We start from the raw sequence: 19215 nt of genomic DNA on the forward strand, positions 1-19215 counted from the left end.
AGAGCATCACCGTCGTAGCACAACCTGCTAATCTAGCGCGCATTACGCACAGAGCCGGAGCCATTCTAATGTCGATCGAAATGTTTATTTATCTTATTGGCGGTTTTATTCTGCTGGTCATCGGCGCAGAAGTGCTGGTGCGCGGCGCAGCACGTTTAGCCGCGCGCTTTGGTATTTCACCGTTAATTATTGGCCTAACCGTTGTTGCCTTCGGTACCAGCGCGCCAGAAATGGCGGTCAGCACTCAGTCCGCCTTTGCAGGTCAAGGTGATATTGCGATCGGTAATGTCATCGGCAGTAATATTTTTAATGTGCTGTTTATTTTAGGTTTATCCGCCTTGATTACACCGTTACTGGTGTCGCGCCAACTGGTGCGCCTCGATGTACCATTAATGATTGCGGCGGGTTTTTTAGCGTGGTTTTTAGCCATGGATGGTAGTTACAGCCGTCTCGATGGTTTGATTTTATTTGCCTGTATTATCGCCTACACCAGTTACTTAATTATCAGCAGCTTAAAAGCTTGGAAACCCGGTCAAGTCACTGCAGGAGATGATGAGTACAGCGCAGAGATTAACCCGCACCGTTTAGCCCCATGGATTAATGCTGGCTATATCTTGGCTGGATTAGTACTGCTGGTCGTGGGCTCCAACCTACTGGTCAGCGGTGCCGTCAGCTTAGCGCAAGCCCTCGGCTTATCCGAGTTAGTGATCGGTCTGACTATTATTGCAGTCGGCACCTCTCTACCTGAATTGGCCACCTCACTGATTGCTGCATGGAAAGGTGAGCGTGATATTGCGGTTGGTAATATTATCGGCAGTAACTTATTTAATTTATTGGCAGTATTGGGCTTGGCAGGCTTAGTCTCACCAGAAAATATTGCTGTCGCCCAAAACGCTATACACTTTGATTTTCCGGTGATGATGGCTGTACTGATTGCCTGTTTACCCATTTTCTTTGCTGGCTATAGCATCAACCGCTGGGAAGGTGCGTTATTTTTAGGCTATTACATTGCCTATACCGCCTACCTCATTATGCAAAGTAATGGCGAGTCGTTTGCCAACACTTTTGCCGATGCAATCATCGGCTATGTGGTACCGTTAACCGCTATTACGTTGTTTGTGATTGCCGCACGCGCTTGGCGTATTCAGCGTGGTTCACCTCTAGAAAAATAAATCCAGAGCGCTACTGAGCATTCAGTGCGCTTTATTAAGCGCCTTTACACAATGAGTTCTATATGGCCAAACGTACATTAAATCGCCGCCAAGGCTGGCGCATCAATAAGATTCAAGACGAACGCCTTGCCCGCGCTGCCAAGCGTGAAGAGCGCACCCTTGAGGAGCTGGAAGGTGGCGACTTAGGTACCGAGCAGCACGGCCTAGTGATTGCCCACTTTGGCGTGCAAGTTGAAGTGGAAGCCGAGTCAGCCGAATTGGCCGGACAAACCTACCGCTGTTATCTGCGTGCTAACTTACCCGCTCTAGTGACCGGTGATCGCGTCGTGTGGCGTCCGGGCAACCAAGGGTTAGGCGTAATTGTTGCGCAATTGCCGCGCCACAGTGAATTACGCCGTCCTGACTCACGCGGGCAACTCAAGCCGGTGGCAGCCAACGTTGACCTGATTGTGATTGTTTTCGCACCCTTGCCAGAGCCGCATGCCAATTTAATTGACCGTTATATTATTGCCGCAGAACATGCCGGGATTAAACCGCTACTGCTGTTGAATAAGTCAGACTTACTCGATCCCAGCGGTAGCTCTAGAGCACACAGTCTACTTAGCACCTATCACACTCTTGGCTACCCACTGCTTGAAGTATCAGCCTATTCAGGTGATGGTTTAGAGCAGTTACAAGCACAACTAAATAATCAGGTTAGCGTCTTTGTTGGTCAATCAGGAGTGGGTAAATCATCACTGGTAAACCGCTTACTGCCTGATACTGACACGCGCGTAGGTCCGCTCTCAGCACTGACCGGTAAAGGGACACACACTACAACCACGGCACGCTTATTTCACTTCCCCGCTGGCGGCGAACTGATTGACTCACCCGGTATTCGTGAGTTCGGCTTAGGCCATGTTAGCGTGACCGATGTCGAAGCAGGTTTTATTGAGTTTCAAGAACACTTGGGCCAGTGTCGCTTTCGTAACTGTAGCCATGAACACGAACCAGGTTGTGCGTTATTAGCCGCAGTTGAAGCCGGTAAGATTAGCCAGCAACGTTTAGCCAGTTTTAAACATATTATTAGCGGAATCAGTACAGAGCAGTACTAACAAACACGCTGCTCTTGCTCAACAATCAGAACCAGAGCAGCGCATACAGATTAGTTTTTGACATCATCAAACTGTAGAACACCCTTTTCAAACACATTAATCTGCTCACGCAGCGGCTTGTCTGCGCGATGCGTTTCTGGGTTGGCAGAGCCCTGCTGAGCAGGCGTTGACGGCGCCTCATCTTTCTCACCGGCAATGGCCTGCTGGGCGCGCTTAGTCAGCACTAAAATATCGATCCGGCGATTACTGGGACTGTATGGATCAGCACGATCGAAGAGTGCCGACGAGGCGTAACCTGCGACCCGCGCCACTTTATCATCGGCTAACCCGCCTGAGCGTAACGCACGGCGCGCAGCATTGGCGCGACTGGCAGACAGATCCCAGTTGCCAAAACCGCTATCACCAGCATAAGGTTTGGCATCAGTATGTCCGCCAATGCTGATTTTATTCGGCACAGCACGGATGGTATCAGCCATTAAATACAGGATATCTTCAAAATAAGGCTGCAAACGTGGGCTGCCTAAATCAAACATCGGCCGATTCGCTGCATCAGTAATTTGGATGCGCAAACCATCCCGTGAGACATCCATTAAAATCTGCTCTTTATAAGGCTGTAGCTCTATATTTTCATTAATTTTGCGCTGCAACTCAAGCAACAGAATATCTAAGCGCTCACGCTCTAATTGCTCATACAGTTGTTCAGCCTGCTGCTCGCTCAACTCCTGCGGCTCAATCAGCGCTGGCTCAGCAATGTCTGGATTCAAGGTTTTATCTGGCGCGGGTGTTGGCGTGCCGCCCAAATCAATCACGTAGGGACTGGCACTTTCCGAAAAGCCTATCGGATCTTGAAAATAACCAGAAATAGCTTTTTTCTGCTCAGGTGTGGTCGATGACATCAGCCACATCACCAAGAAAAACGCCATCATCGCCACGGCAAAATCAGCAAAAGCAATTTTCCACGCGCCACCGTGATGGCCCGCAGCAATTTTTTTAACGCGTTTAACGATAATCGGCTGATTGGTATCCATGCTGGGTTAGCCGCCTCGCACAGCTTGCTCCAACTCAACAAATGTTGGTCGATGCGCGCTATATAAAACCTTACGGCCAAATTCAACCGCTAAACTTGGCGGCATACCCGACGCAGAGGCCACCAAAGTCGCCTTGATCGCTTCATACAAATTCAGTTCTTCTTTAGCATCATGGCTCAAACTCGTGGCTAACGGACCAAAAAAACCATACGCCGCTAAAATACCTAAGAAGGTTCCTACCAGAGCGGCTCCCACGTGTTGACCGAGTGCTGCTTGTTCAGCTTCACCAAGCATCGCCATGGTCACTACAATACCCAGTACTGCAGCAACAATACCAAAACCTGGCAAACCGTCTGCAACACTGGTCACGGCGTGCCCTGGATGATCAAGGTCTTCTTTTAAACTGGTCAGTTCCATATCAAACAGGCCCTCAAACTCATGCGGGGCCATATTACCGGTGGTCATAATGCGCAAGTAGTCGCACACAAACTCGGTCATACGTGCATCTTTTAATAAAGCCGGATATTTACTGAAGATGGGACTGGCCGCAGGGTCTTCAATATCAGCTTCAATCGCCATCATCCCTTCACGTCGACTTTTATTCAGCACTTCATACAACATTTTCAACACATCAAGGTACAGCGTCTTAGTAAAGCGCGTACCGAACATGCTCAGTGATTTTTTCAACACTTGGACAAATGTGCTGCCTGGGTTGGCTTGTAAAAAAGCACCCAATGCCGCACCACCAATAATTAATAATTCAAAAGGCTGAATAATGGCCGCTATTTTACCGCCAGATAAGAGAAACCCACCTAGCACACTCGCCAAAACGACGATAATTCCAATGATCTTTACCATAAAATAAGTCGCACCAACTCCGAATCGCGTAAAGGATAACAGCCTTGCTAAATATTGGTTACTATGTTGCCATCAATCGCTGCTGGGGCACAGTCTAGAGACTGAATATATGTCAAATATACTACCTCAAAGTAAAACATTAGCTGAATGGATCAAGCTACTGGATAACACCCGGCTGCCGGTCTATCGAGAACAACGCGAACGGGCTTTGCAGGCATTGCAAAGCCCGAGTCATTCGTTGCGCGATATTGCCCAAGTGATCAGTCAAGCCCCCACCATCGCATTTATTATTCTGCGCGAAGCCAATCGCGGACACAGCTCTATTGCTGAACCCGTACAAACACTTGAAAACGCACTATCGCGTCTAGGTTTACAACGCTGCGGCACACTGCTCAAAAGTTTGATTGACGATCAAGAGATAGATATCCCTTTTGCGCTGCGACAAATATGGCTGATTGGCCAACACTTAAATATTCAAGCCACCGGTTTATTTAGCACGCGAATGGCGCGCTTATGGCAAGAAATACATTGGGGCAGCCTGTTATTTTTATCACCGGCTTGGCCTTTACTGACCCGCTACCCTGAGCTTTTTACCGAGTGGGAGCGTCGTGTTTTAGGTGAGAATGAACCTGCCGCTGCCGTTGAACGCGAGCTGATCGGCATGCCTCTAACGGCGCTTTGCCTCGGCTTAGCTGAGCACTGGAAACTGCCGCAGTGGATTATTGAAGGCTACCGCTTACTCAATGACAATCCTCAACAGCTGGTCTCAGCGCTATATATTGCACGGCAAACCGATCAGCCTTTGCTGCAGCAACAAAAACTCGATCAACTGCCCATGCTCAGTAACTGGCTCAACCGCCCGGCCAACACTCTCGTTTTCACTTGCGGTTTAGTCATGGCGGCGCATAACTCATGGGGCAGTGAGCAATGTTTACGCTGGCAACGTCTGATTAGTCTGTATTTAAAGCAAGAGCTGAGCGAGGTACAGCAAAACATCCATCAACTTGCAGTTAAGCATGCTCATTTGCAGACTCAACGTGACCTATGGCACCCTGCACAAGCCTTACTCTGGCCATGGGAAACTCAGCGTTTACGCCCTCTTCAGATCAAATCTAGTGCGCCTGCGCCAAACAGTGACAACCTAAGCCAATGGCGTTTACATTGCGCAGAACTACTGCGCTCACCTTCGCCTTTTAGCAACACCCTGCAGCTCACACAACGCATCAGTCTTGCTTTACAGGCCTGCGGCATGCAAAGAATCTGTCTAATAATGCTCGATAAACAGGCCGAACATGCACAAGTGAGTCTTCTCCAAGGTATTCAAGCTGATGCCCTACCGCAGTCTTTTACTCTCACTGCTAATCCAATCATCGAGCATTTGCTGAAGCAGCCCACACACCTGGTTCTCAGCGACGCCAATACCACGCGAATCAAACCTCACTTACCTATCGAACTGACGCGAATCTTTCATAACACAGAGTGGATTATTGCCTCTGTGTCGAACAGCCACAGAGTAGTGATGCTGATCGCTGCCGATCAATCTGCCACGCAATTACATCCATTGGCCATTCAGAGTTTTAAAAAAACGCTAGAATGCATTGAGCGTGCCCTGCTAATTTTCAGTGCGCCGAAACATTGACACGACCATCGCGAATAACCGCTGAGCGTATGTGTATCGTGCAATCATCCGCATAACTGACTAGTATGTATCAGTTATGGTGTAATCTTCGCTACACTTATCGTACCTCGCACTATTCTGCCAACAAAAGCTAAAGGGCCCGCTACATGGACATCAAACAGCGTCTATTTATTTTCATGCAATATGTATTGCCTCACCATACGCTGTCACGACTGATTGGCTGCCTCGCTGAATGCCAAACACCTTGGTTTAAAAACCGCCTGATTGCATGGTTTATCAAACGTTACCATGTTGATATGAGCGAAGCACAGCTTGAAGACCCCAGCGCTTATCGTCACTTTAATGACTTTTTTACCCGCGCACTTAAAGCAGACGCGCGCCCTATTGATGACAATGCAAAAGTGGTCGTTAGTCCAGCCGATGGTGCTATTAGCCAGCTGGGTACGATTGAACATGGCCGTATTTTCCAAGCCAAAGGACACAGTTTCAGTTTATTAGAATTACTGGGAGGTGATGCTGATCGTGCCGCACCTTTTATGGGAGGTAGTTTCTCAACCGTCTATTTATCACCGAAAGATTACCACCGTGTGCATATGCCACTGACCGGAATTTTACGTGAAATGGTCTACATTCCTGGACGTTTATTTTCAGTTAACACCACTACTGCCGAGCATGTCCCAGAGCTGTTTGCACGCAATGAGCGAGTTGCTTGTATCTTTGATACCGAGCAGGGTCCGATGGCAGTCGTCTTAGTCGGGGCGATGATTGTCGCCAGCATTGAAACAGTATGGGCCGGCTTAATCACCCCACCACTACGCAATATGCGCAGCTACGACTACAGCCAAGCAGCTAGACAGCCTATCACCCTTAGAAAAGGTGCTGAACTGGGTCGTTTTAAACTGGGTTCTACTGCAATCGTTTTATTTGGAGCCAATCACGTGGTGTGGGACAGTAGCTTACAGGCAGCCAGTGCTGTAAAAGTAGGTCAATGTCTTGCTGTAGAAGTATAGCTTAGCAATGTACAATGAACAGTTAATGGCATTCCGCCATCACTTGATATCGACACAACTTAAGTTATAAAAACAACTTGAGTAGGACAGTTTAATGGATACACACAGCCCCACATTACGTTTACGAGTACCGACACCAGAAGGCACCTATGTGGCCTTTTGTAAGCCAACCGTACGTGATCTAAAGCTGTGGATCCAAGACTTACCCAAAGCCAATATTGGTGAAACTGCACGACTGTTGTATCAAGCGCTGACTGAGCTTAACAATTTCAAAACATCCGCTGAAAACCGCGTTCAACTGCTTGATCTATTGCGCCCAGAAGTCATATTTATCAATTCGCAACTGGAAAAGCACTTTTTAAATAACTCAATCATATTGGATGAGCGACCAAAAAAAGTAGCCAACTTATGCCAAGCGTTGCAAAACCATTTAACCATTGGTTATAAATTAGTTATTGCTGACAGTCTGCAGCAGCGCAGTCTCGTTTTAGCTTTAGCCTTACAGCGCACAATGCACAGTATGTTTGTTTCTTTGGTGCGCACTTACCAGCTGTATCATCCTGCGCCGCCGCTCTTTTGGTTAGAGTTGCATCAAGTGTATTGGCTGGCGCGTCAAAATAACCTACACACACAACCGATTCGCGAGACATTACTAACCAATATTGCAGAACAAAGCATTGAAGCAGCTTACAGCTGTGCTTTGCTGATCAGTTGTTCACGCAGCAATCAAATGCGACAAAGTGATATTGCGACTTTAGCGCAAGCGCTACCCAGCTGGTGTCACCTGTCAGCACTACAAAATGCCGCGCTACCCAGCAGTCTATTTGTGGTCGACCTCAACAGTGATGCGCCGCCTCGCTATAAAGAGCTGATTGCCGAAGACCACAGCCCAACGCGCTTAGGCTTTAATACACAAGCTCTGGCTGAGGCTCTGATTGCTTACCAGCAAGCGCCTGACACTCTCACAGGCAAGAATCTTATTCGTGTCCCTAAAAACATGTCCAGCACATTAATTGCTCAGCTGTGCAGTGCTTGGGGAAATATTGCCAAACGTGATTTTCAGCGCACCACGAGTCAAGGGGCCTTGCAGTTGTGCTTAGGCATGAGTGCCGTTCATTACTATTTAGCGGGACAAGAGTCTTTTGAGAAAAACCTAAAGTTGCAAACCGCGTCAATGGTCGAATACAACACCGATAACCGAACACCAGACATTTGGAACCAAGCTTCAGATGCTAAGCTGGTGGTTGAACAAGACCCCTTACAAACCGATCTAATTGAGTATGAAGTGACGCCCGTGTCAATGGCAGTCATGAATTATGAGGACTTAGATACATCCGAAGCGTTATACCCGACCTACTCATTGACTATCGTCAACCATAGCCCAGGCGGCTACTGTTTAGCGTGGAATGACGATGTTCCGTCACACCTGCAAGCAGGTGAAATTATTGCCTTGCGCGAAGCCATGGCAAAGTCTTGGACCACTGCCGTGGTGCGCTGGATTCGCCAAGCAGGAACAGCCTCTACGCAAATGGGTATCGAACTGATGACACCCAATGCGCAACCCTGCGGCTTACAGTTGCTACGTAGCGGTGATCTGCCCAGTCACTTCCTGCGCGCGTTACTGGTTCCAGAAATCCCAGCACTCTCTCGTCCAACCAGCGTGATTGTCCCCCGCATTCCTTTTCAAGAAGGTAACAAGGTTATTATTAATCAGCACGGCAAAGAGTTAAAAGCCGTACTCACTAAGCGCGTAATGTACACCGGCAGTATCAGTCAATTTGAATTCCGTCTCTTGGCAGCCCCTCAACCTGTGAACATCGACACACCTTCGACACAAAAAAGCCAAAGTAGCGGTGAAAACTTTGACTCACTCTGGAAGTCGTTGTAGATTCTGACTCATTGATTTCAGCTTAAATAATGAGCAGGACGCACTGTTATATTCGCTATGATCGCTAATAAAGAACCTATTCGCCTGCTTCTTATCGATGACTCAGCCGATAACACTGAGCGTATCGCTGAACTATTCCGTGCCGCCGGTCATGCTGTACAGGCACAGCAAATCACCTCGTTGGATACACTCAATGCAGTCCTGCAATGCTCATGGGATGTATGCATAACCGCTCACAGCAGCAACAATCTAACGCCAGCAATGATTCAGCAGAGTACTCAGCATCTCGCTGATAATCTCGTACGTATTCAACTGATGCCAGATAACTCCGCCACCTCTCTAGCGGCTGCGTTGCAGTACGGTGTCCAAGACGCGGTCTGCCACGATGATGAGCAGCGCTTACTCTTCGTCACACAACGTGAACTGTCCCACCTTGCCGAGCGTCGCCAGCGACGTGCAGCAGAAACAGCGCTACGAAAAACTCGACAGCGCGTCATTGCTAGCACTGAAATGGCAGCAAAGCTTCGTGACATCAGCAATCAAGATATTGTCACCGGTCTTTATAATCGCCAGCACTTTTTACAGCACTTAGATGCAGCGGCCGAACGCGCAATCAATCTAGCTCAGCCCGCCTGTCTTGCCTATCTTAAAGTTGATCACTACCTGAGCTTGCAAGCTGATCTCGGCATTACCGGTATCGACTTACTCTTCATTGATCTAGCCATGCTGTTGCGTCAACAACTCAGCACTCACTCACACATCGCGCGCTTTGCTGATAATGCCTTTTGCGTGATAATCCCTGACATCACAGCTGAGTTGTGTCAAACCGAGCTGCTCAACTTAATGCAAGCAGTTGAAGCACAGCTGTTTGAGATCCATGGCCGGACCACGCAAACCACTTTGAGTATTGGCGTGGCACTCCTCAGTGAACAAACCGCCAACGCATCCGTGGTATTAAAACGAGCACAAAATTGCGCCGATCAACTCACGCAAGGCAATGCTTTAAAAATCCATAACCCAGCGGATGATCTGGCTGCTGCCGCCAAGCGTGGTGATATTGTGGCAATGCTGCATCAAGCACTAGCACAGAACAGCCTAACATTGCTCTTCCAGCCCATTGTCGGCTTACACGCGAAGCAAGATGAGCTCTATGAAGCGCAATGGCAGCTGCTCAGTCCACACGGCCAACAGGTTCCAGCCGCTGAATGTTTACATGCCGCAGCATCCGCAGGCGTAGCAGGAACAATCGATCGCTGGCTGCTGCTAAACGCGATAAAGCGGCTGACAGAACAGCATAAGCAAGGCTTGCTCACTCGCTTATTTATTCCATTATCCAGTGCCAGCTTAGAAGATAGAAACATACTGCCTTGGTTGCGCGCAGCGCTTAAGGCTTCACGCCTACCCGCCCATACTGTTATTTTGCAGCTACGAGAAACCGATGTTATCAGCCACTTAAAACAAGCCAAACACTTCACCAACGGCTTACATCAGCTGCACTGCCAAGTCGCTTTAGAGCAATTTGGCTGTGCACCCAACCCCTTTAATACCCTGAAACATATAGCGCTTGATTATGTCAAAATTGACGACTCGTTCAGCGCTAAGCTCGACAGCATAGTTGCACAACAAACACTGAAAGACCTACTCATCACTCTGCATACACACGGCAAACAAAGCATTGTATCTGGCATCAACAGCGCCAGCGTTTTACCCACGCTCTGGCAAGCACGAGTGAACTATATTCAGGGCGACTACTTACAAAGCCCCAGTCAAACCATGAGCTATAACTTCTGTTTAGAGGAGAAGTGAAACGTTAATCGCTCACGCCTCACGACTGTTATCGGGGCGCTCTACCCGCTAGAAACATAAGCAATCTATCCCTTCGCACTATTTGCTTGTATGGCCTTAGTCGCCCATTTATCACCCCACACTGCATGTTGCTTTATCCAGCGCGCTAGAGCAGGTATCATAGGCGCTTCAACCTTATCTCATCCCCTTTAAGCAGCGCGCAGGCTGGAAAGTCCATGTCGATGGTTCGTATTGGTTCCTACACATTAGCTAACAACCTGATTCTAGCGCCGATGGCTGGCGTCACTGATCGTCCACAACGTCAATTATGTGCCCGCTTCGGTGCCGGTCTTACTGTGTCAGAGATGCTGACCAGTGATACGCGCTTGTGGTCCAGTCGTAAATCCAGTTTACGTTTACTAACCGATAGCGATCCAGAACCACGTTCAGTACAAATTGCCGGCGCAGACCCTAAGATGCTGGCGCATGCAGCGCAGCAGTGTGTGGCCTTGGGTGCGCATATTATCGATATCAATATGGGCTGCCCAGCGAAAAAAGTCTGTAATAAAGCGGCGGGCTCGGCACTCCTTAAAGACGAACAACTGGTCGCTGAGATTCTGCGTGCGGTACGTGCGGCAGTTGATGTGCCAGTCACCTTGAAAATTCGTACGGGCTGGGATCAAGCCAATAGAAATGGGGTAACCATTGCTAAAATTGCCGAACAAGCGGGTATCAATGCGCTTGCGGTACATGGCCGCACTCGTGCAGATCGCTACAATGGTGATGCTGAATACGATACTATTGCCCTGATAAAGAATGCGGTGTCCATTCCTGTATTTGCTAACGGCGATATTACTAGCCCATTAAAAGCACGACAGGTCTTGGACCACACCGGCGCAGATGGCTTATTGATTGGTCGCGCGGCGCAAGGAAGACCTTGGATTTTCCAGGAAATTAATCATTTCTTAACCACAGGCGAACAACTCCCAGCGATCAGTTTAAATGCATTGGAATTGATTCTGCTTGAACACATTGAGCTCCTACATGCGTTCTATGGTCAACCAATGGGTGTGCGTATCGCCAGAAAACACGCGCACTGGTATCTAATATCACTACCAGGGGCACAACAATTCCGTACAACGTTTAATCAGCTTGATTGCGAAGACGCCCAAAAAGACAACATCCAAATGTTCTTTAATTATCTTCGCTCACTAGGCTTAAAAGACGCTGCATGATCCTAATGATAAAACGTTCAGCTATGAGATATTTGCCGTGACAAAACATACTATGCCGCTTGCGACCATCAACAACACTGAACACCTGACGCTACGTGCATGTGTTGAAAAAACCTTGCAAGATTACTTTGCACATTTAGATGGTGCGCATGTCAATGACGTCTACAACTTAGTATTAAGCGAAGTTGAAGCACCATTGTTTGCCTCAGTGATGCAGCATGTGCAAGGCAATCAAACACGCGCTTCAGAAATGCTCGGGTTAAACCGAGGTACACTGCGTAAAAAACTTAAGCAATACAACCTTCTTTAAAATATAACCCTGCCCACCTCATCTGTGAGGCGTTGTGCAGCTTGCCGTTTATAGCTAGGAAACCTAATGACTGACCACACTTCAAAAACGCCTATTCGTCGCGCACTGATCAGTGTCTCTGATAAAACGGGTATCGTTGAATTCGCGCAAGCGCTAGACGCCTTAGGCGTGGAGATTCTCTCAACAGGCGGTACCTTTAAATTACTCAAAGATAACGCTATTCCTGCGATTGAAGTGGCCGATTACACCGGCTTTGCAGAAATGATGGATGGCCGAGTGAAAACTCTGCACCCAAAAATCCATGGTGGTATTTTAGGCCGTCGTGACATTGACGCCGCTATCATGACTGAGCACGGTATTAAGCCGATTGATTTAGTGGCGGTCAACCTCTACCCTTTTGCCGCAACCGTAGCTAAGGCGGGTTGTACTTTGCCTGATGCCATTGAAAATATTGATATCGGCGGACCGACCATGGTGCGCAGCGCGGCGAAGAATCATAAAGACGTCGCCATTGTCGTTAACAGCAGCGACTACGACACTATTATTGAAGGCCTAAAGCAAGGCGGCTTAAGCTACGCACAACGCTTTAACCTCGCGCTGAAAGCGTTTGAGCATACAGCTGCCTACGACGGCATGATTGCCAACTACTTGGGTACTATTGACCAAGCGGCTGAAACTCTCAGCACTGAACAACGCCACGCCTTCCCAAATACCTTTAATAGCCAGTTTATTAAAGCGCAAGATATGCGTTACGGTGAAAACCCGCACCAAACCGCGGCGTTTTATACCGAAACAAATCCACAAGAGGCCAGCATTGCCAGTGCTATACAGCTGCAAGGTAAAGAGCTGTCGTTTAATAACGTTGCTGATACCGACTCTGCACTTGAGTGCGTAAAGAGTTTTGTCAAACCGGCCTGTGTCATTGTTAAGCATGCCAATCCGTGCGGTGTTGCTGTTGCGACTGACGCAGAAGGCGGTATCCGTAAGGCCTACGATTTAGCCTACGCCACCGATAGCGAGTCAGCCTTTGGCGGTATTATCGCCTTTAACCGCGAACTGGATGCAGAGACTGCACAAGCTATTGTTGACCGTCAGTTTGTTGAAGTGATTATTGCCCCCAGTATCAGCCAAGCAGCGCGCGATATCGTTGCCAGCAAAGCCAATGTGCGCTTATTAGAGTGCGGCCAGTGGCCAGCTGAGCGCAGCGCCAGTTGGGATTACAAGCGTGTCAATGGCGGCCTGTTAGTACAGAGCCGTGATATTCAAATGATCACCGCTGACGATCTAAAAGTCGTTACCCGTCGCGCACCCACTGAACAAGAAATCCACGATTTAATCTTTGCTTGGAAAGTCGCCAAATTTGTTAAATCCAACGCCATCGTCTATGCAAAAAACCGTCAAACTATCGGTGTTGGCGCAGGCCAAATGAGCCGCGTTAACTCGGCGCGTATTGCTGCGATTAAAGCTGAACAAGCCAACTTAGCAGTGGCCGGTGCAGTGATGGCCTCTGATGCGTTCTTTCCCTTCCGTGATGGTTTAGATAATGCTGCGAAAGTCGGTATTCGTGCAGTGATCCAACCGGGTGGTTCAATGCGTGACGCTGAAGTGATTGCTGCAGCTGACGAAGCTGATATTGCTATGGTGTTTACTGGCATGCGTCACTTCCGTCATTAATTGCTCTTTTAAGGACCGTTTTCTATGAATATTTTAATTATCGGTAATGGTGGACGCGAACACGCCTTGGCGTGGAAAGTCGCGCAAGACCCACGTGTTGAAAAAATCTTTATTGCCCCAGGTAACGCCGGCACGGCCACTGAAGCAAAATGCGAAAATATCGCCATTGATGTCCTCGCGATTGAGCAGCTGGCCGATTTTGCTGAGCAAAACAATGTTGCGCTGACTATTGTTGGCCCTGAAGCCCCTTTAGTAGCGGGCGTTGTCGATACGTTTCGTCTGCGTCATCTAGATATCTACGGCCCAACTGCCGCAGCAGCACAGCTGGAAGGCTCAAAAGCCTTCACTAAAGATTTCTTCGCACGCCACAATATCCCCACCAGTAACTACGCTAACTTTACTGAAGTTGAGCCTGCTCTGGCCTACTTGCGCGAGCAAGGCGCGCCAATCGTAGTTAAAGCCGACGGTTTAGCGGCAGGTAAAGGTGTGATTGTTGCTATGACCTTGGCAGAAGCCGAGGCAGCGGTGATTGATATGCTGTCTGGTAATGCCTTTGGTGATGCCGGTTCACGTGTTGTAATCGAAGAGTTTCTGGACGGTGAAGAAGCCAGCTTTATTGTCATGGTCGACGGTGAAAACGTTCTACCAATGGCCACCAGCCAAGACCACAAACGTGTTGGCGATGGCGATACCGGCCCAAACACCGGCGGCATGGGTGCTTATTCTCCTGCACCAGTAGTGACCGATGCGGTACACCAGCGTGTGCTAGAAGAAATTATCTACCCAACCGTGCGCGGTATGGCGGCTGAAGGCAACGTCTACACCGGTTTCTTGTATGCTGGTTTGATGATTGATAAAAACGGCGCACCAAAAATTATTGAGTACAACTGCCGCTTTGGCGACCCAGAAACTCAGCCAATTCTACTGCGCTTAGAGTCTAGCTTAATCTTGTTGATTGAAGCTGCATTGGCCAAGGCCTTAGACAAAGTTGAAGCACAGTGGGATCCACGTCCAAGCCTTGGTGTGGTGTTGGCATCAGGCGGCTATCCTGCCGATTACAGTGCGGGGCATGAGATCAAAGGTTTAGACGCCGCCGCACAACTCGACGGTAAAGTATTCCATGCCGGTAGCAGCCTGAAAGACGGTAAAATAATCAATACTGGAGGGCGTGTACTGTGCGCTACAGCGCTGGGTAATACAGTCGCTGAAGCACAAGCTAACGCCTACAAACTGGCTGAAAAAATCAGCTGGGAAGGTAGCTTTTACCGTAAAGACATAGGTTACCGTGCTATTGCGCGCGAACAGCAGTAAGCTAAACCAACACTAAAGCGTCCCGCTGCTGACTGCATGCTGGGCGCTTGTTTAGCTATCTAGAGGCGCTGAGTACTGACGTGAATCCTATACGCTTAACCGCCGCCTTAATAATGAGCCTAGTTTTAGGCTCATTATTTTTGCTTATCAGCGTGCCACGTTATTATGGCCTCCTGTTTCCTGTAGAGAACGCTCCTCATTTAAGCTTTTTTACTCAACAATCTTTCACTGAATTAAATTTAAATACCGCTCATCCGCTACTGCTCGGTATGCTGCTGGGTGGCACGATCAGCATTGTTCTTTACAACCTCTTACGTTTTATCTATACGCGCTACTACGGTAATGCTCTACTGAGTATAGCGTTAAGCTTTTTTTTAATATTTTTGCTTTTTTTAGCCGAAATACTGGCACCACAAAGCAGTTTTTACCTACACCGCAACAATGACTTTATCTATATTCCAGTGGTGCTAGGGCTACTCTTTTTACATGCACTCTGCCTCAGCTGCACACCACAATCCGCACAGTTTAAACGATTACCTAAGCAGCTTATTCGTCATATAGGGTTACTCAGCTTAAGTGGTATTGGCTTACTCATACTGTCCACCTCCTACGCGCATATCTTCACCTTCTATCTGCTAATCAGCTCCGCAGTTATTTTGCTCGGCAGCACACTGCACCTGTGGCAAAACAACTACCCACCGGCACGCATGCTATTTATTGGTCTAAGCATTTTCTTTCTAACGCTGATTGCGGTCTGGCCATCCTTTATCAATGAATCGTTCTTACCCGTCGACACTACTGCCCTATTTACCTTGATTAGCCTGCCAATCAGCGCAGTTATCCTGAGCATCGGTGTCAATAGAAACCATCATTACGAGATTGCCCAAACCAGCCGCCTGTCCCGTCAGTCTGCAGCTGAAGAGGCAGAAAGCCGTGCCAAGTCTGAACTATTAGCAAAAATAAGTCATGAAATACGTACCCCTTTAAACGGGGTACTGGGCATGACGACATTACTGCTAGACACGCCGCTCTCTAGCAAGCAGCGTGATTACGCACAAACTATTCAAGGCTCCGGTAATGAGTTACTCGGTCTAATTAATGAAATATTAGATATTTCACGTTTAGAATCCAACGAGATTGTGTTGGGACATACGCAGTTTAATCTTGCTGGCTTACTCCAAGAGTGTAACCAAGCTTTTTCTAATAGTGCTCATGAGCAGCAAGTAGAGTTCAGCGTATTCTTACAACCGCAGATACCCGAGACCCTATTGGGCGACCCCGTGCGTTTACGACAAGTGTTACTCAGTATTCTTAAAAGTGCGTTCCAACGCACTCATCAAGGCGAGGTCATTCTTAGCGTAACAGTCAATCAACAAAGCCCGCGAGCGCAGTTGATATTTAATATAGAAGACAGCGGCACCCCTTTAAGTGATGACGAACGTTATATTCTCAGCACCGCACAACTGCACAGTAAAGACTTACTCAGCGCCTCTTTTATTGGTGGTAATCTCGGCATCATTATTGCGCGCCAGCTGGTCACCTTGATGGACGGTACATTCACGATTCAGAACAGTTTTAAAGGCACCTTATTTACTTTTAGCACACCCTTTAACCCACAGCAGAGTCAAGTCACACGCATAGAAGCGGACACCGTCTTACGTCAAAAAAACATCTTAATTATTGACAGCAATACGCTCTCGCAAAAAGTCCTCGCGCAGCAATGCAGCGAATGGGGTTTAGTGGTGAGCACCCGCTCCTCAACAGTCGATGCGGTGGCTTTACTGCGCAATAAAGCCATTCAAGGTCAGCTTTTCTCAGCTGTTTTAATCAGTGAAACCATCCATAAACCCAGCGTTATCGATTTCGCTGTACGCATTAAAGAAGATCCGCTTCTTAGCGCAAACACAGCGTTAATCATGCTGACCAGTAGCAGTCATATCGATCATATTGCCGCACGTAATGCCGGTATTAGCCACGTACTGATGAAGCCTATCAGCGGTTCCACGTTAAAAACCACACTGATCAATGCGCTGCAACAGAGCAGCACGACGCCCCATAGCCCTCAGCATGTGAGCGATAAACACGTGCTTGTCGTAGAAGACAATGCGATCTCGGTGAAAGTCATCAGCGCCTTATTAAACAAACTAGGTGTCAGTGTTGATATCGCTGTCAACGGGCTCATCGCTTTAGAAATGCTGCAAAAGAATCACTACGATTTAGTGCTGATGGATTGCGAAATGCCGGTAATGGATGGCTTTACTGCAGCACGAAAACATCGCGAGTATGAAGCGGCGCATGGCTTAACCGCAGTACCAATTATTGCACTATCGGCGCATGTGCTCGAAGAGCATCAGTTGCGCGCTAAACAGTCGGGGATGGACGGCCACTTAGCCAAGCCTATTGAGCTGGCTAAACTGCAAGCCATCTTAAATAACAACTAAGCACAACTACACGCGCGACTGTGCATGGTGTTGCAAATACGCTACGGCTAAACCGCTACAACTGATAATAAGCACCCCCAACATCGACCACGCATCAGGCAGAGTAGCAAAAGCTAGATAGCCCACCAGCCCAGCAAAGATAATTTGCCCATAGGTAAAGGGCGCTAACGTCGCTGCTGTGGAATATTTTAAAGCCATGGTCAGCAACATATGCGCGGTCATTGCCAAAACGCCGAGCAGCAACATAAACAGCAAATCCACATGCGCAACGTCTAACCTATAGTGACCTGGAAGTAAGGCTGTGAGTATAACGGTGCCAAATAAGCCTGATAAAAAATTACTGGTCACTGCGTGATCAGTACTGGATAAGCGTCGCGTAATCAGCTGATAAACCGCAAAACAAAATGAAGCACATACTGGTAATAAAATTGCTGGGGTAAATAATGCGCCTCTCGGGCGAACAATAAAGAGTACGCCTAAAAAGCCAACACTGACTGCAATCCACTGACCTTTGCTGACTTTTTCGTGCAATAACAACGCTGACAGCACAGTGACGATCAGTGGTGCTAGAAACATCACAGCAGTGGCTTCAGCCAAGGGAATATAGCGTAAGCCGCCGATAAACAGCACACTGATACTCAACAAACTGATGGCTCGCAACAACTGTAACCAAGGCCGCCGCGTGCGCACAATAGCCCAACGCATGCGTGGTAAAAATAACAACAGCATGACCAGTGTTTGCACAAAATAACGCATCCAAATGACCATAATTAGCGGATAGGTATGCGTCAGATATTTCGATACACCATCGTGTGAGGCTAAGAGTAAGCCTGCACAAAGAATCAAAAGAACACCATAAAGTGGTTTTTTCGTGGTACTCATGACACCTTCATTAAATTAGTTAGCTTGCTAACTATATCTAAAAAGAATTTAAAATGTATAGCTATTTTTGTTTGTAACCTGCTTGGCAGTATGGACGAGTCGTCCACACTGTCTCAGTCAATGCATGGTTTGATGGGGCTTAGATTGGCAAAATTTACAGGGCTGTACCATTGCGCAAGGCTTCTTTTTCAGCCACTGAAGGTGGTTTGCGTCCAGCGAGGTAATGACGACTAAAGCGCGCAAACCATTGCTCAAGCGCCAGAGCGGCGCAAGTATCGTCGGCCAAATGTAAGCACAGCGCAGTCACTTCAGCGGTGCATAAATGCTCTTCACGAGTGGAACGGCGCAAGCGATAACGAGAGATATCGTCAGGCTGCAAACTCAGTACCGGCAAATCGGCAAGATAAGCAGATTTACGAAACATTTTACGCGCTTCAGTCCAAGTGCCATCCAACACGACAAACAATGGGCGCTTGCCCGCCGCTTGGAGTTCAGCATGCGGTACGTCATGCACTACGCGTTCAGTCGGCACATATTCTTCGGGAAAAACTAAGTAAGGTTGCCACTGCGGATCAGCTAATACAGCTAAAATAGCTTCATTCACTTCAGTACGCGACCAACTGAAAGCAAAAGTATCCGGCACTACATCGGCAATCAGCCAGCCAGTATTGGTCGGTTTCAGCGGCTCAGCATCGTACATCAGCAAACACACCGCACTCTGCGCGCTCACCTTCGGCTGCCAAGCACACATGCAATACTCAACTCCCACACGACAACGCGGGCAACGGACTAAGTACGCACCACGAGCTAAAAACGGTTTTTCACTGCGTGCCAAGCGTTGATGACGCAAACGCGCTACGGCGTGTGGCATGGATAACTACCTACAAT

The 19215-nt window shown here is 48.2% G+C and carries 15 protein-coding genes; 11 read left to right on the top strand and 4 right to left on the bottom strand.

Annotated features, from left to right (window positions below):
* The first annotated feature begins 68 nt into the window (after positions 1-68).
* Positions 69-1172, top strand: coding sequence for a calcium/sodium antiporter (locus JYJ62_RS04580; protein WP_205341023.1), 1104 nt, complete (start codon positions 69-71; stop codon positions 1170-1172).
* Positions 1173-1234: 62 nt separating this feature from the next.
* Positions 1235-2266 (top strand): small ribosomal subunit biogenesis GTPase RsgA, encoded by a 1032-nt coding sequence (gene rsgA, locus JYJ62_RS04585; RefSeq protein WP_205341024.1) that lies wholly within the window; start codon positions 1235-1237, stop codon positions 2264-2266.
* Positions 2267-2316: 50 nt separating this feature from the next.
* Here the strand turns inward: rsgA and motB are convergent, their stop codons facing one another.
* Together motB and motA are read right to left on the bottom strand one after the other, a co-directional pair.
* Entirely contained in the window at positions 2317-3294 is a 978-nt protein-coding gene (gene motB / locus JYJ62_RS04590) for a flagellar motor protein MotB (protein ID WP_205341025.1), read from the bottom strand.
* Positions 3295-3300: 6 nt separating this feature from the next.
* The gene (gene motA / locus JYJ62_RS04595; RefSeq protein WP_205341026.1) at positions 3301-4152 is read right to left on the bottom strand and encodes a flagellar motor stator protein MotA; all 852 of its coding nucleotides are present in this window, start codon (positions 4150-4152) and stop codon (positions 3301-3303) included.
* A gap of 109 nt (positions 4153-4261) precedes the next feature.
* On the opposite strand from motA, the gene JYJ62_RS04600 reads away from it, so the two are divergent.
* The 9 genes from JYJ62_RS04600 to JYJ62_RS04640 all read left to right on the top strand — a co-directional run bounded on the left by JYJ62_RS04600 (position 4262) and on the right by JYJ62_RS04640 (position 17445).
* Positions 4262-5791 carry an HDOD domain-containing protein gene (locus tag JYJ62_RS04600; protein WP_205341027.1) on the top strand — a complete coding sequence of 510 codons (1530 nt, stop codon included), beginning with the start codon at positions 4262-4264 and terminating at the stop codon, positions 5789-5791.
* Between the two features lie 152 nt (positions 5792-5943).
* Positions 5944-6801, top strand: coding sequence for an archaetidylserine decarboxylase (asd, locus tag JYJ62_RS04605; RefSeq protein WP_205341316.1), 858 nt, complete (start codon positions 5944-5946; stop codon positions 6799-6801).
* Between the two features lie 94 nt (positions 6802-6895).
* On the top strand, positions 6896-8689 hold the full coding sequence (locus tag JYJ62_RS04610) for a molecular chaperone (protein WP_205341028.1): 1794 nt from the start codon (positions 6896-6898) through the stop codon (positions 8687-8689).
* A gap of 57 nt (positions 8690-8746) precedes the next feature.
* Entirely contained in the window at positions 8747-10495 is a 1749-nt protein-coding gene (locus JYJ62_RS04615; RefSeq protein WP_205341029.1) for an EAL domain-containing protein, read from the top strand.
* Positions 10496-10710: 215 nt separating this feature from the next.
* On the top strand, positions 10711-11709 hold the full coding sequence (gene dusB, locus JYJ62_RS04620) for a tRNA dihydrouridine synthase DusB (protein WP_205341030.1): 999 nt from the start codon (positions 10711-10713) through the stop codon (positions 11707-11709).
* Between the two features lie 52 nt (positions 11710-11761).
* On the top strand, positions 11762-12019 hold the full coding sequence (gene fis / locus JYJ62_RS04625; RefSeq protein WP_205341317.1) for a DNA-binding transcriptional regulator Fis: 258 nt from the start codon (positions 11762-11764) through the stop codon (positions 12017-12019).
* A gap of 66 nt (positions 12020-12085) precedes the next feature.
* The gene (gene purH, locus JYJ62_RS04630; protein ID WP_205341031.1) at positions 12086-13693 is read left to right on the top strand and encodes a bifunctional phosphoribosylaminoimidazolecarboxamide formyltransferase/IMP cyclohydrolase; all 1608 of its coding nucleotides are present in this window, start codon (positions 12086-12088) and stop codon (positions 13691-13693) included.
* Positions 13694-13717: 24 nt separating this feature from the next.
* On the top strand, positions 13718-15004 hold the full coding sequence (gene purD / locus JYJ62_RS04635) for a phosphoribosylamine--glycine ligase (RefSeq protein WP_205341032.1): 1287 nt from the start codon (positions 13718-13720) through the stop codon (positions 15002-15004).
* Between the two features lie 80 nt (positions 15005-15084).
* Positions 15085-17445, top strand: a complete 2361-nt coding sequence (locus JYJ62_RS04640; RefSeq protein ID WP_205341033.1) for a response regulator — start codon at positions 15085-15087, stop codon at positions 17443-17445.
* A 6-nt stretch (positions 17446-17451) separates the two neighbouring features.
* Here JYJ62_RS04640 and JYJ62_RS04645 read toward each other — a convergent pair whose 3' ends face one another.
* The gene (locus JYJ62_RS04645; RefSeq protein WP_205341034.1) at positions 17452-18327 is read right to left on the bottom strand and encodes a DMT family transporter; all 876 of its coding nucleotides are present in this window, start codon (positions 18325-18327) and stop codon (positions 17452-17454) included.
* 154 nt (positions 18328-18481) lie between these two features.
* Entirely contained in the window at positions 18482-19198 is a 717-nt protein-coding gene (locus JYJ62_RS04650) for a tRNA-uridine aminocarboxypropyltransferase (RefSeq protein ID WP_205341035.1), read from the bottom strand.
* Positions 19199-19215 lie beyond the last annotated feature (17 nt).

Origin of the sequence: Denitrificimonas caeni, from assembly GCF_905120345.1 — a bacterium.
In the GTDB taxonomy this organism is placed as follows: Bacteria; Pseudomonadota; Gammaproteobacteria; order Pseudomonadales; family Pseudomonadaceae; genus Denitrificimonas; species Denitrificimonas caeni_A.

Bases quoted from the DNA above. Each gene is read 5' to 3' on its own strand.
- JYJ62_RS04580 (WP_205341023.1), top strand. From the start codon at position 69: ATGTCGATCGAAATGTTTATTTATCTTATTGGCGGTTTTATTCTGCTG.
- rsgA (WP_205341024.1), top strand. From the start codon at position 1,235: ATGGCCAAACGTACATTAAATCGCCGCCAAGGCTGGCGCATCAATAAG.
- motB (WP_205341025.1), bottom strand. From the start codon at position 3,294: ATGGATACCAATCAGCCGATTATCGTTAAACGCGTTAAAAAAATTGCT.
- motA (WP_205341026.1), bottom strand. From the start codon at position 4,152: ATGGTAAAGATCATTGGAATTATCGTCGTTTTGGCGAGTGTGCTAGGT.
- JYJ62_RS04600 (WP_205341027.1), top strand. From the start codon at position 4,262: ATGTCAAATATACTACCTCAAAGTAAAACATTAGCTGAATGGATCAAG.
- JYJ62_RS04610 (WP_205341028.1), top strand. From the start codon at position 6,896: ATGGATACACACAGCCCCACATTACGTTTACGAGTACCGACACCAGAA.
- JYJ62_RS04615 (WP_205341029.1), top strand. From the start codon at position 8,747: ATGATCGCTAATAAAGAACCTATTCGCCTGCTTCTTATCGATGACTCA.
- dusB (WP_205341030.1), top strand. From the start codon at position 10,711: ATGTCGATGGTTCGTATTGGTTCCTACACATTAGCTAACAACCTGATT.
- fis (WP_205341317.1), top strand. From the start codon at position 11,762: ATGCCGCTTGCGACCATCAACAACACTGAACACCTGACGCTACGTGCA.
- purH (WP_205341031.1), top strand. From the start codon at position 12,086: ATGACTGACCACACTTCAAAAACGCCTATTCGTCGCGCACTGATCAGT.
- purD (WP_205341032.1), top strand. From the start codon at position 13,718: ATGAATATTTTAATTATCGGTAATGGTGGACGCGAACACGCCTTGGCG.
- JYJ62_RS04645 (WP_205341034.1), bottom strand. From the start codon at position 18,327: ATGAGTACCACGAAAAAACCACTTTATGGTGTTCTTTTGATTCTTTGT.
- JYJ62_RS04650 (WP_205341035.1), bottom strand. From the start codon at position 19,198: ATGCCACACGCCGTAGCGCGTTTGCGTCATCAACGCTTGGCACGCAGT.